This window comes from Flavobacterium sp. CFBP9031 (assembly GCF_034044945.1).
Lineage (GTDB): Bacteria > Bacteroidota > Bacteroidia > Flavobacteriales > Flavobacteriaceae > Flavobacterium.
Genome location: NZ_JAXCWF010000004.1, coordinates 225,968 through 237,931 on the forward strand (window position 1 = coordinate 225,968; position 11,964 = coordinate 237,931).

Annotated in this window: 14 protein-coding genes; 3 read left to right on the forward strand and 11 right to left on the reverse strand. The window is 32.6% G+C overall.

All coding sequences use genetic code 11. The features are described from left to right. Positions 1 to 39: 39 nt before the first annotated feature. The 11 genes from SOM12_RS08770 to recF form a co-directional block, all read right to left on the reverse strand. A complete protein-coding gene (locus SOM12_RS08770) occupies positions 40 to 420 on the reverse strand; it encodes a PH domain-containing protein (RefSeq protein WP_095929421.1) in 381 nt (126 codons plus the stop codon). Between the two features lie 62 nt (positions 421 to 482). Next, a complete protein-coding gene (locus SOM12_RS08775) occupies positions 483 to 1,220 on the reverse strand; it encodes a DUF4184 family protein (RefSeq protein WP_320493099.1) in 738 nt (245 codons plus the stop codon). A 99-nt stretch (positions 1,221 to 1,319) separates the two neighbouring features. Further along, positions 1,320 to 2,138 carry an energy transducer TonB gene (locus tag SOM12_RS08780; protein WP_320493100.1) on the reverse strand — a complete coding sequence of 273 codons (819 nt, stop codon included), beginning with the start codon at positions 2,136 to 2,138 and terminating at the stop codon, positions 1,320 to 1,322. Positions 2,139 to 2,295: 157 nt separating this feature from the next. Further along, positions 2,296 to 2,847 carry an RNA polymerase sigma factor gene (locus SOM12_RS08785; RefSeq protein ID WP_095929424.1) on the reverse strand — a complete coding sequence of 184 codons (552 nt, stop codon included), beginning with the start codon at positions 2,845 to 2,847 and terminating at the stop codon, positions 2,296 to 2,298. Further along, positions 2,838 to 3,944: a glycosyltransferase gene (locus SOM12_RS08790; protein ID WP_320493101.1), complete on the reverse strand. Its 1,107-nt coding sequence runs from the start codon at positions 3,942 to 3,944 to the stop codon at positions 2,838 to 2,840. Before SOM12_RS08790 ends, SOM12_RS08785 begins: the two co-directional genes overlap by 10 nt. 85 nt (positions 3,945 to 4,029) lie before the next feature. Next, entirely contained in the window at positions 4,030 to 4,644 is a 615-nt protein-coding gene (locus SOM12_RS08795; RefSeq protein ID WP_320493103.1) for an FMN-binding negative transcriptional regulator, read from the reverse strand. 43 nt (positions 4,645 to 4,687) lie between these two features. Then, on the reverse strand, positions 4,688 to 5,197 hold the full coding sequence (locus SOM12_RS08800; RefSeq protein ID WP_095929427.1) for a hypothetical protein: 510 nt from the start codon (positions 5,195 to 5,197) through the stop codon (positions 4,688 to 4,690). Between the two features lie 30 nt (positions 5,198 to 5,227). Further along, the gene (gene murB, locus SOM12_RS08805) at positions 5,228 to 6,241 is read right to left on the reverse strand and encodes a UDP-N-acetylmuramate dehydrogenase (protein ID WP_320493104.1); all 1,014 of its coding nucleotides are present in this window, start codon (positions 6,239 to 6,241) and stop codon (positions 5,228 to 5,230) included. A 117-nt stretch (positions 6,242 to 6,358) separates the two neighbouring features. Beyond that, entirely contained in the window at positions 6,359 to 7,408 is a 1,050-nt protein-coding gene (locus SOM12_RS08810) for a glycosyltransferase (protein ID WP_320493105.1), read from the reverse strand. 75 nt (positions 7,409 to 7,483) lie between these two features. Beyond that, positions 7,484 to 8,161 (reverse strand): DUF2461 domain-containing protein, encoded by a 678-nt coding sequence (locus SOM12_RS08815; protein WP_320493106.1) that lies wholly within the window; start codon positions 8,159 to 8,161, stop codon positions 7,484 to 7,486. 115 nt (positions 8,162 to 8,276) lie between these two features. Continuing rightward, positions 8,277 to 9,356: a DNA replication/repair protein RecF gene (gene recF / locus SOM12_RS08820; protein ID WP_095929431.1), complete on the reverse strand. Its 1,080-nt coding sequence runs from the start codon at positions 9,354 to 9,356 to the stop codon at positions 8,277 to 8,279. A gap of 241 nt (positions 9,357 to 9,597) precedes the next feature. Between recF and SOM12_RS08825 the strand changes: the two genes are divergently transcribed. The 3 genes from SOM12_RS08825 (at position 9,598) to SOM12_RS08835 (ending at position 11,853) form a co-directional block, all read left to right on the forward strand. Beyond that, positions 9,598 to 10,380, forward strand: coding sequence for a tetratricopeptide repeat protein (locus SOM12_RS08825; RefSeq protein WP_250837326.1), 783 nt, complete (start codon positions 9,598 to 9,600; stop codon positions 10,378 to 10,380). Between the two features lie 81 nt (positions 10,381 to 10,461). Beyond that, positions 10,462 to 11,034 (forward strand): 6,7-dimethyl-8-ribityllumazine synthase, encoded by a 573-nt coding sequence (ribH, locus tag SOM12_RS08830; protein ID WP_095929433.1) that lies wholly within the window; start codon positions 10,462 to 10,464, stop codon positions 11,032 to 11,034. Between the two features lie 135 nt (positions 11,035 to 11,169). Next, positions 11,170 to 11,853 carry a DUF6624 domain-containing protein gene (locus SOM12_RS08835; RefSeq protein ID WP_320493108.1) on the forward strand — a complete coding sequence of 228 codons (684 nt, stop codon included), beginning with the start codon at positions 11,170 to 11,172 and terminating at the stop codon, positions 11,851 to 11,853. Positions 11,854 to 11,964: the final 111 nt, after the last annotated feature.

Sequence of the window (11,964 nt, forward strand, 5' to 3'; positions counted from 1 at the left end):
TCATAAAAAATAACCCGGCAAAATGCCGGGTTTATTTTTTTATCCTAATACATGAAAAGCAAGAATCTTTTGCACTTCATAAACATTAACCGATTTATTAAATTGTTTTACAATACTCGGATGTTGTTCGCTTGAAATCCAGATTTTTAATTCGGCATCCAAATCAAAAGTTCCAGCTGTTTCTACACTAAAACGAGTAATGCTTTTATAACCAATAGATTTGTATTCTGTTTTACTTCCTGTAATTCCTTGTACATCAACCAAGATTAATCGTTTGTTGGTGAAAATAAAAGTATCGCGAATAAGTTTAAAACCCATTTCGATTTCTTCATTTGCCGTCAAAAGCTGTCCGTATTTTTTAATTAAATCTTCTTGACTTACTGAACCCGCATTGCCAAGAATTGCTGAAAATATTCCCATTATTCTGTTTTAATTTAGTTAAAATGATTTCCGTTTTGAAGGAGTAAATGTAGTCGATTTTGTTAATTTTTTTGGTTTGATTTAAATTTAATTATTAACGGAACAACTGTTATGGCCGTTAAGAAGGATGCTATAAAAGTGACAATTAAATTTCCAATATTTAAAGCTTTTGGATCTAATGCAAATCTCATTAATAAAATCGTAACGGTAAATAAAACAACAGCACTCCAATACAGTTTATTAATAGCGGTTTGGGGATAAGAAACTTTTGGAAGTTTAGAGAAAGCATATATTATAACACTAATTCCAAAAAGAGTGCTTGAATGCTGAGCTATTTTCCAAAACGGAATTTCTACTCCAAATATTGATAAGGTGTTTTGAAAAGTATCAAACTGATGAACAAAATAACCATGTTTATGTGTAAAAGCATCCCAGAAAATATGAGAAAATATTCCAACCAATAAAGAGATTAAAACGATAAACCAATTTCTTTTAAAATAAACATTCCAGTCAAAATCTTTAAAAATTAGAATTCTGTTTTTTATAAAAAATGGAAGATTTTGAAACAAGAGATTTTTAGTTAAATTATGAAAGAGAAAAGTTAGTAAAAGAGCAAAAGGTAAATCAAACCAGAAAATACCATTTAGAGTATGGCTGTAATCGCTTTTGACTTTCATGCGGAGAAAATATTCGAAATCAGGAGTAAGGCTTCCGATTACTAATGCTGTTATAGAAAACCATGATTTTGGTAAATATCTTAACGGAAGAATTATTGCAGGATGCGAAAATGTAAAAGGCATTAAAGTTGAATTTTAATTAGATAGGGGTTGATTGATGAATTAAATGTAACAAAAAAGCAGAACCTAAGTTCTGCTTTTTCACTTTTCAAAATATTTATATTATTCGACTTCTGTTTTTATTGTGATTGGAAGATTGTATGCAGTTCTAACTGGTTGTCCGTTTAGAACTCCTGGAGCCCATTTTGTTTTTAATGATTTCAAGACTCTAATGGCTTCTTTTCCTACTCCATAACCAGGATCATTTTTTACCATAATGTCTGTAAGCGATCCGTCTTTTTCAACTACAAACGATACATACACTCTTAATGTTTTTTCTACATCAAGTTCTGGTCTGCGGAAATTGTTTCCAACATACTTGTAAAACTGCGCGATTCCACCTGGGAATTCTGGAAGCTTATCCAGAACTGCAACAGAAACAGGATCGTTTGTTGGCGGTGCAACCGAAGCAACATCTCCATTTCCTCCAGAAGAAGGCATTGTATTAATTGCAGGTCCATTTCCAGTTGTATTGTCTGTAGCAGGTACATTTTCTGTATTTGATGCAATATTTTCAACTGCCTCTTGTGTTCTCGCTACTACAGGATTTGTTAGCTGTACCGCATCTGTTTTTGGTACTGAACTCTGTTCAACCATAGGTGCAGGCGGAGCTGGCGGTGGTGGCACAACAATAGGATCCACGGGGATAACCGTAGGTTTGTAGATTGTTGGTTCTGGCTCAACTTCAACAGTTGAAGACGTAATTTTGCTAATAAGTACAGGTGCACTTCCTAAAGCCGTTATTAACAATAAACCCATAAAGAGAGCTGTAACAGAGTTTTTGGAATTCTCCTGACGTAGCTGATAAGCGCCGTATTCTTTGTTTTTGTTCTCGAAAACAAGATCGGTCCACTTGTTTTCATAAATGCTTAATTTAGACATAATTTTTGGGTTTTAAGGTTAAGTAACTTTAAATCATACGCAGAAAAGGTTTAGGTTTGAGCTAACAACGTAAAAGTTGTAGTTTTAGTATTGTGGAAATCTGTTTATTTTAAGAATAAAACGAGTAATTATTTATTCTTTATTTAAAGATAATAAATTATCTGTTACGTTCGATAATTTCGGCTAATAATTTTTTAGCTCGCAAAAGTTTCACTTTAACGCTGCTTAACGGTTCGTTTATCTTAACGGCAATTTCCTGATAAGACATTTCCTGAAAATAACGAAGCTGAATTACTTCTTGGTAGTGTGGTTTAAGTTCTTTGATGCATAGAAGCAGACGAGAAAGATTCTGTTCTTTAATTAAAGCATCTTCTGCAGATGGAGTAGGGTCGGCAATGTTGTATGCCTGCTGGTCTTCGTTGTCTGTGATTTCTATAAAAAGATTGGTTTTCTTTTTTCGAAGCAAATCAATATAGACATTTTTTGCAATTGCAATAAGCCAGGTGTTAAACTGAAATTCTGAATTATAAGAAGCTATTTTATCAAAAGCTTTAGAGAAGGTTTCTATGGTAATATCTTCTGCGGTGGTTTCGTTTTCGGTTCTTTTGAGCATAAACGAATACACCTCATTCCAATAATGATCTAATAAAAAAGTAAAGGCGATCTGATCGCCTTTTTTTGCTTTTTCTATTTTAGAATTTATTTCCAATATACGGGTTTTGAAAAGATATTAGTTATAAAGATATTAATTTGCGTTAATATAAGCGCTATCTCAACAACTGGAAACCAAATTTTAATATCTTTTTCTTTTAATTTTCCTGCTGAAAATCCAATTACAGTCCATACAACAGTATAGCGTGTTGCTAAAATTGCTAATACGGCAATCCATTGGAATTGAAATGCTAATAATACAATAACTAATAAAAAGAAAAATAATTGTGAAATGAAGAATAGTCCTAACTGCATTTTATCAAAGAACTTGTAATGTTCTGCGGTAGAAATATGTCTTCTTTTCTGAGTAAACCATTCCTTGTAAGTAGTCTTAGGTTTTGAATAGGTAAAACTTTCAGGTGTATAAGAAATAGTTGTGTTTGTTTTATTTGCGGCCTGATTAATGAATAAATCGTCATCGCCAGAGCGAATCTGAATGTGGTCAATAAAACCATTTACATTAAAAAACTCTTCTTTTTTGTAAGCAAGATTTCTGCCGACTCCCATATAAGGAAGTCCCATTTTTGCCCAAGAAAAATATTGTATTGCTGTTAGAACAGTTTCAAAGCGAATAATTTTGTTTAAAAACGAACGCTCTACTTTTTCATAACCTCCATATCCTAAAACGATTGTTTTGTTCATGGTAAAATGAGAAGTCATAGAAGTAATCCAGTCTTTTGAACTTGGGAAACAATCTGCATCTGTAAAAAGTAAATAATCTTTCTTTGCTGCTTTTATTCCAAGCGTTAAAGCGTATTTTTTATTTCCCCAGAAAGCCTCGTTATTTTCGACTTTTACCAAACGGATATTAGAGAATTCTTTTTCAAATTCTTCAAAAACCTCAAGAGTTTCATCGCTAGATGCATCGTCAATTAAGACAATTTCAAAATCTGGATAATCTTGCTGTGCCAAAAGCGGAATGTATTTTTTTACATTCTCTTCTTCGTTTTTAGCGCAAACGATTACAGAAACAGGAAGATTTTTAGGCTTAATTTGCTGTGGCTTAGCAAAAGCAAATTTCCCAAAAACTCCTAAATAATAAAATAATTGAACTACGACAATAGCAATAAAAAAGTAAAATATGTATATAAGCATCTGATTTATTTGGTTCTATTAATTTTCACGTTCTGCGACTGCAAATGTACTTATCAATTCGATAATTTCAATAGCTAAAGCAGATTTACTTTCGGCATTTTGACATTTCTTTTGCAACAGCAATAGACTGAGGGTTTTCGGTTTTTTCTAATTCCGAAATTATGTTTTTGTAATTATGATCGTCGCGGTTTTGGGAGAGTTTTTTTGTGGCTTGAATTTCGTCAATTTCGATTTCAAAACCAAAAATCCCTCTGGCTTCGCGCATTGTTTTTTCAGATAAGTCTTCAACTCGTACTGGATTTTTAGAATTTGCTTCGTATTTATCTACAAGTTTTTTCAGTTGTTCTACTGAAGTTTCGTAATCCACAATCTTGATTCTTCCGTAAACATGTACAGCTATGTAATTCCAAGTTGGCACATTTTCGTGATCGTACCAAGAAGAAGAAATGTAACTGTGTGGACCTGTAAAAATGGTCAAAATCTGATCATTTGCCACAAAACCTTCCGCTTGCGGATTCAGTTTTGAAATATGCCCTTGCAAAATTTCTTTTCCGTCAGCATTCATTTCCAATTCTATCGGAATATGCGTTGCGCATAATTTTCCGTTGGTCTGATTGATCAGGATTCCAAAACTATTTTCTTTCAAAAAAGCTCTAATTTCCTCAGGATTTTCGTTTTTATATAAATCAGGTGTGTACATTATTTGTGGTTTAAGAAAGAGATTTTACAAACAAACTCAAGGTTTAACTCTCAATTGTTGCTTTGTTTAAGTTGAACAATTTTGAATTTGCGCCAAAATAAATAAGGACAAAACCAATAATGGTAAAGATAATTCCTTCTATTAAACATTGTATGGCAAAACTATCTGAAAGTAATACTCTAAGTGGTCGGAAAAGAAGTGAAAATATTTCTTTTCTAAAAAACTTTAATCGTAAAAGAACATATAGGGCAAGTGCCAATAAAATAGTGTTTATAGAAGAAAGTCTGTTTTTCCAGTTCAGGAATCCAACATAAAAAATGCCAACCAGAAGAGCAAAAAAGATCCAGATATAGACACTTGGCCAGAAATTTAAAACATCTTCATTTGTAGGGAATAATCTATTCCAGATTTCAGGTTTCTGAAATTGAAATTGATGCTTCATGCAAATAACTTTATCTGCAACAGTAAATAATCGTAATTGATAAATGCCATCAATTAGGAAAATCATTCCTAAAAAATGAATTATAAGAATCCCTACGTTTAATTTTTTCATTAAAAAGATTTCATTAATGAAGTTTTATTTTCAAATCACATTTACTTCTGCTTCAATTTGAATGCCGAATTTTTCAAAAACGGTTTTCTGAACTTCTTTTGAAACGGCTAAAATTTCTTGTCCAGTTGCATTTCCATAATTCACTAAAACTAAAGCTTGGTTTTTATGTACTCCGGCATCTCCAAAACGTTTCCCTTTAAAACCAGCTTGTTCAATCAGCCAACCTGCAGGAACTTTTACTTCGGTTTCTGAAACTTCGTAAAATTTCATTTCTGGAAATTTTTGGTGGATTTTCTCAAAATCAGATTTCAATAAAATCGGATTTTTGAAGAAACTTCCGCTGTTTCCTAGTTCTTTCGGATCTGGCAATTTACTTTGTCTAATCGCGATTACAGCATTGCTCACATCTTTTAGTGTTGGTTGTGTAATGTTGTTTTTAGCCAATTCAGCCAAAATATCTCCGTACGAAGTGTTGATTTTATGATTGCGTTTGGTCAACTTAAAAATAACCGACGTAATAATATATTGGTCTTTTACTTCATGTTTGAAAATACTTTCGCGGTAGCCAAAATTACATTCTTCATTATCGAAAGTTTTCATTTCTTGAGTTGCAATATTCATGGCTTCGCAAGAAACGAAAGTGTCTTTAATCTCCGTTCCATAAGCTCCAATATTCTGAACTGGCGTTGTGCCGACATTTCCAGGAATAAGCGACATGTTTTCTAATCCGCCAAAATTATTGTCGATTGTCCAAAGGACGAAATCGTGCCAAGTTTCTCCAGCCTGACTTTCAACCCAAACAAAATCGTCGTCTTCTTTAATTGTTTTTTTGCCTTTTAAATCGATATGAATCACCAAAGCGTCAATATCTTTTGTTAAAAGCATATTGCTTCCGCCTCCTAAAATAAATTTTTTCTCGTTTTGGTTTGCTGCTAAAACTGTTTTCAATTCAGCAATAGAATGAACGGCAACAAATTGTTTGGCATTGGCTTCAATGCCGAAAGTATTATATTTTTTTAAAGAAAAATTGGATTGGATTTCCATAAATAAAAGGCTTTTTAATATAGTTCAAAAGTATGAATTATAATTTATTTGTGGCTGTATTTTACCGCAAAGGCACAAAGTTTACGCAAAGTTCGCTAAGCTTTGCGTTCTTGGCGTTTAAATATCATGCAGATTCAGCAATTCATGATACTTCTCCGAAATAACTTTCATATTAATATCATAATTCGCATTTTCCTCGACAAATTTTCTATTTCGAGTAATCGCTTCATTTCGCAATTTAGGATTTTCAAAAGACCAGATTAATTCATTGGCTAACATTTCAATGTCATCAATTGTAATTAATTGACCATTTTCTCGGTGTGTAATCCAGCTTTGGTTTCCAGGAATATCAGAAACAACAGGAAAACAATTGGAAGCCATTGCCTCAAACAAAGAGGCCGAAACGCCTTCGGTAATTGGCATGCTGATATAAATATTCGATTGCTGTAATAATTTTGGAAGCTCTGTATTCGGGATTCTTCCTGTAAAAATCACTTTATTTTCGATTTGCAGCTCTCTCGCCAAATCTTTTAAATATTGCAGTCTTGTTCCATCGCCAACAATCGTCAAAGAAAAATCAATTCCTTTTTGGCTTAAGATTCCGAAAGCTTTTAAAATAGAATCGTGTCGGTATTCTGGCTGAAGCGAGCGCGTAACAATCGCTTCAATTTTGTTTGAATTATTTGTTGATGGAGTAAAAAGTGATAAGTCAATTCCTTTTGGAAGAACTAGAACTTTGTTCATGTCAACTCCAGATGCTTTCATGTGAATTGCCATAACGGGTCCCCAAGCATGAATTAAATGTGCTTTTTTGAAAGCGTATTTTTGGATAAATTTCTTAAAAGGATATAATTTAGATTCTTCTGGCCATAAATCGGTTCGTCCTTGCTGTGCGATTGCAATGGTTTTAGAGCCAGAAATTGCTGCAAGAAAACCATAACTAGTGGTTCTTTCAGCAATTACCATGTCTGGTTTTTCTTTTCTGATTGTTTTTCGAATGGAAAAAGGAGAGAAGAAATACTCTAAAATACGTTTGAATCTATGGTTGTTAGAAGTTTGAAGTTCCCAAGTAATAATTTCAAAATCACCAAATTCTTTCAGGCCTTTCATCCAAGTGATAGCATCAGCGCGATAAGATTCTCCAAGAAAAAGTATTTTCCTTTTCATTATAAAAGTTTTTTCGCCACGAATTCACGAATTAATTTTGAATAATTCGTGAATTCGTGGCGATTTTTTTTATTTCTAAAATTCTTCAGTATCCAAAGCGCGGTTGATGAATTCGTTTAGAGGTTTTAAAGCAATCAATTTTTGGCTCATTTTCTTTACGAAATCTTTTTCCGTCACCTCAGAAACATTATAAACCTGAGTTGCGGTGAAACTTTTCAGTTTTAAAAACTCAATTGCAGGATGATCTTTTTCATAACCGCGAGGCATGCTTTTAAGTGAATTGTTTTCGTTGATGTCTAAATTTCCAAATTCTTTCTTGAAGTTTTTATCGTTTAAAATTTCCTGTAAATCTTCGTAGAAAAAAGCGATTTCTTTACGGACTTTCTTTAAATCTTCCGCTTCAGGCGAATAAAATCCGCCGGCAATAAAACTCGCACCTTTTTCGATATGAACATAATATCCGGCACGATTTGCACCTTTTGCTCCAGCTGACATCCAAACGCCCAAATGTGCTTTATAAGGAGATTTGTCTTTAGAAAAACGAATGTCACGGTTTATTCTGAAAGTGCAGTTTTTAACTTCCAATAATTCCAATGAAGGATCAAGCGGTTTCATGGCATCCAAAAAATCGCTTACCAATTGATGGTAATCTTTCTTGAAAACTTCGTATCGCTTTTTATTTTCCTGAAACCATTCGCGGTTATTGTTCTTTTTTAAATCGTCTAAAAATTGCAATGATTCTTTCGTTAACATAATCCTTATATATTTTATTGCAGTTGTTTTTAAGTTTTTTGTTCAGGCTAATTTACTGATTTCTATTTTGTGATTAATTCTGAAAGTTGATACAAATTGTACCAAATTTCCCGAATTACAAATTGAATATCTTATAAGTCTGATGTGTCGATTTTACAATCGCTTCGGTTCTTTCTGGATGCGTATCCGAAATAAAAAGCTGTCCAAAGGTTTCACTATTTACCATTTCTACAATTTTGGCAACACGCGTTTCGTCCAGTTTATCAAAAATATCATCAAACAAAAGAATAGGTTTTACACCGCTTTGTTTTTTCAAAAACTCGAATTGCGCTAATTTTAAAGCAATTAGAAAAGATTTCTGCTGACCTTGAGATCCGAATTTTTTTATCGGATGCAAATCAATTTCAAAAGACAAATCATCTTTATGGATTCCAACAGAGGTATAATGCAGCGCTCGATCTTTATTGATGTTTTCCTGCAAAAGCGTTAAAAGGTCTTTTTCGAACAAATGACTTTCGTAAACCAATTGCACACTTTCTTCAGATCCCGTTATTGCTTGATGGTGTCTATTAAATATAGGTATAAACTGTTCTAGAAAATCTTTTCGTTTTTCAAAAATCGATTTTCCGTAACCTTGTAACTGTTCGTTATATATAGATAAGGTATCATTGTCAAAAACATGATTCAAAGCAAAATATTTTAAAAGTGCATTTCGCTGTGTGATTACCTTTTGATATTGTATTAATTCGTGTAGATAAGTAGCGTCTAATTGCGAAATCACACTGTCCATAAATTTACGGCGTGTTTCGCTTCCTTCAACGATTAAATCTCTATCTGCAGGAGAAATAATAACTAACGGAATAAAACCAATATGATCGGAGAATTTGTCGTAAGGTTTTCCATTTCGCTTTAGAACTTTTTTCTGTCCTTTTTTTAAACTGCAAACAATCTGCTCGGTTCTCTCATTTTTTTCGAGTTCGGCATCAATCACAAAAAACTCTTCGCCGTGTTTGATGTTTTGAACGGCAAGCGGATTAAAATAACTTTTTCCGTATGCCAAATGATAAATAGCATCGAGCACATTAGTTTTTCCAATGCCATTTTTTCCAACAAAACAGTTTATTTTGATGTCAAAATCAAAACTTGCTTCAGAAAAGTTCTTGTAATTAAATAATGAGATTTTGTTTAAATGCATTTGTAAGGACTCCAAGTGTAATATTTACTGCTTTTGAGCATTAAAAATTTGAGGCTGCAAATTACCGAAAATTATCGATATAATTGGCTTTAGCCCTTTCTTAGGCTTATTTATTTTACCGCTTTTGCGAAAGGATAAGTGAATCATGAAAATATTTCTTTTAAAATAGTGATAAAATTGAAATTTTTTACCTCAGTTTCAATAAAAATTTTATTTTTGCCGTTCACTAAATAAATTTTAAATGGCAACTTACAATAAAAGAGGATATAAGACACCAAAAGAAAAGGAAGTAAAAGAAGTGGTTACTGAAGAGCAACAAGTAGTTATTGATGAAAAAGACAGCACAACAGCTGGAGTTTTCTCAAAATTAGACGAAACAGCTTCAAGAACTGAGGATTGGGTGGCTAAAAATCAAAAAATCATTATTGGTTTAGTTGCTGGTATAGCGGTTGCTACAATTGGATATTTGGCTTACCAAAAATTTATAGCAACTCCGAAACAAGAAGAGGCTGCAAGTGAAATGTTTGTTGCGCAACAAAACTTTGAAAAAGCTGTAAACGGTGTTTCTAGCGATTCATTATTCAAATTATCATTAAACGGTTCAGAAGGTAAATTCGGATTTATTAAAATCGCTGACGAATATTCTGGAACTGATGCTGGAAATTTGGCAAATTACTATGCTGGTATCGCTTACTTAAATACTGGTAAATTTGATGAGGCAATTAAATATTTAGGTGAATTTAAATCAGAAGATGTAGTTTTAAGCGCTTTAGCTAAAGGTGCTACAGGAGATGCTTACTCTCAAAAAAATCAGCAAAAAGAAGCTTTAGATTTTTATGTTAAAGCTGCTGAGTCTAACAAAAACGATTTTACAACACCTCGTTTCTTGTTAAAAGCTGGAAAAACTGCTTTAGCTTTAGGGCAAAAAGAAGATGCTTTGAAATACTTTAATGATATTAAAGATAATTACGATAATACTCCAGAAGCAGCTTCTGTTGATGCTTTGATTGGATTAGCACAATAAAAATTTTAGACTTTAGATTTAAGATTGTAGATTTGTAGTTACGAATCTAAATTCTAAAATAAAAAATCTAAAATATTACAGATGGCTACTGAAAATAAAAATCTATCAGAATACGATAAAAACACAATCCCAAACGCGAAAGACTTTCGGTTTGGGATTGTTGTTTCTGAATGGAATGATACTATAACAGAAGGACTTTATAATGGTGCTTTTGATGCTTTGGTTGATTGCGATGTTCCTGCCCAACAAATTATCCGTTGGAATGTTCCAGGAAGTTTTGAGCTAATCTACGGCGCTAAAAAAATGCTTCAGACACAAAATGTGGATGCCGTTATCGTAATTGGATGTGTAATCCAAGGAGAAACGAAACATTTTGATTTTGTTTGTGAAGGTGTTACACAAGGAATTAAAGATTTGAATGTTCAAACTGATGTTCCGGTTATTTTCTGTGTTTTAACAGATAATAATATGCAACAATCTATTGACAGAAGTGGAGGGGTTCACGGAAACAAAGGAACTGAAGCGGCGATTGCGGCAATAAAAATGGCTTATATTCGTCAGCAGGCTTCAATAGCTCATGTTTATAATCAGCCATTGTTAGCTTCGGGAGCAATTCAAATTGAAGATTCTCCGAAAAAAATAGAAAACGAATAAGCACTTTTGTTTTAAAAAATATTAAAACCTATACTGTTAAAAGTATAGGTTTTTTTATGCTTTTTTTGTGATTGTATTAAGTCGCATCGAATTCGGAATTATATTATATTTGAGTTGATATCAAATTTTGGAATTATGAAAAGACCTTTACTTCTTATTTTATTGTTGTTGTTTTTTGAGGTTATTTTGGCTCAAAATAAAATCAATCAAAGTTTAAAAATAGAATTGGATTCGATTATGAAATCAGATCAGATTCTTAGGGAATATCTCGATTCTGAAACAACAGAAATTAGAAAAAAAGAAATTTTAAAGGAAATCGGTCGGCAGGACGACAATGATTTCAAAAACAATATATGGATGTATATGAATGCGCAGGATTCTGTGAATATGAAGAAGGTTGAAAAAATTATTCTGGATTATGGTTATCCCGGGAAAAGCTTAGTAGGTGAACCAACAAATGAATCTGCATGGTATGTTATTCAGCATAGTAAAAAAATATCTAAATATTTGCCTTTGATTGAAGCTGCTGCTAAAAAAGGAGAAATTGCGTTTACTCGTTTTGCAATGATGGAAGATCGTTATCTGACTCAGCAAGGTAAAGAGCAGATTTATGGAACTCAAGGACAAGGCAAGTTAATTACAAATAAACAGACCGGAAAGAAAGAATTTTTTAATTACGTTTCTCCAATTCAAAATCCAAAAAAAGTTAATAAACTGCGAAAAGAAGCTGGTTTTACTACAACAGTTGAGGAAAATGCAAAGAGAATGGGGATTGAATATAAAGTTTATACACTTGATGAAATTGCAAAAATGAATTAATATAAATTGCAATTCTTCTGTTTTGTAGACTGTTGTAGTTTTTGTTTTTTTTATGATTATTCTTATTCTAAAAGCCAATCAAAATTCACTAAATTTGTACTTCTTGGTTTA

Bases quoted from the DNA above. Each gene is read 5' to 3' on its own strand.
- SOM12_RS08770 (WP_095929421.1), bottom strand. From the start codon at position 420: ATGGGAATATTTTCAGCAATTCTTGGCAATGCGGGTTCAGTAAGTCAA.
- SOM12_RS08775 (WP_320493099.1), bottom strand. From the start codon at position 1,220: ATGCCTTTTACATTTTCGCATCCTGCAATAATTCTTCCGTTAAGATAT.
- SOM12_RS08780 (WP_320493100.1), bottom strand. From the start codon at position 2,138: ATGTCTAAATTAAGCATTTATGAAAACAAGTGGACCGATCTTGTTTTC.
- SOM12_RS08790 (WP_320493101.1), bottom strand. From the start codon at position 3,944: ATGCTTATATACATATTTTACTTTTTTATTGCTATTGTCGTAGTTCAA.
- SOM12_RS08795 (WP_320493103.1), bottom strand. From the start codon at position 4,644: ATGTACACACCTGATTTATATAAAAACGAAAATCCTGAGGAAATTAGA.
- SOM12_RS08800 (WP_095929427.1), bottom strand. From the start codon at position 5,197: ATGAAAAAATTAAACGTAGGGATTCTTATAATTCATTTTTTAGGAATG.
- murB (WP_320493104.1), bottom strand. From the start codon at position 6,241: ATGGAAATCCAATCCAATTTTTCTTTAAAAAAATATAATACTTTCGGC.
- SOM12_RS08810 (WP_320493105.1), bottom strand. From the start codon at position 7,408: ATGAAAAGGAAAATACTTTTTCTTGGAGAATCTTATCGCGCTGATGCT.
- SOM12_RS08815 (WP_320493106.1), bottom strand. From the start codon at position 8,161: ATGTTAACGAAAGAATCATTGCAATTTTTAGACGATTTAAAAAAGAAC.
- recF (WP_095929431.1), bottom strand. From the start codon at position 9,356: ATGCATTTAAACAAAATCTCATTATTTAATTACAAGAACTTTTCTGAA.
- SOM12_RS08825 (WP_250837326.1), top strand. From the start codon at position 9,598: ATGGCAACTTACAATAAAAGAGGATATAAGACACCAAAAGAAAAGGAA.
- ribH (WP_095929433.1), top strand. From the start codon at position 10,462: ATGGCTACTGAAAATAAAAATCTATCAGAATACGATAAAAACACAATC.
- SOM12_RS08835 (WP_320493108.1), top strand. From the start codon at position 11,170: ATGAAAAGACCTTTACTTCTTATTTTATTGTTGTTGTTTTTTGAGGTT.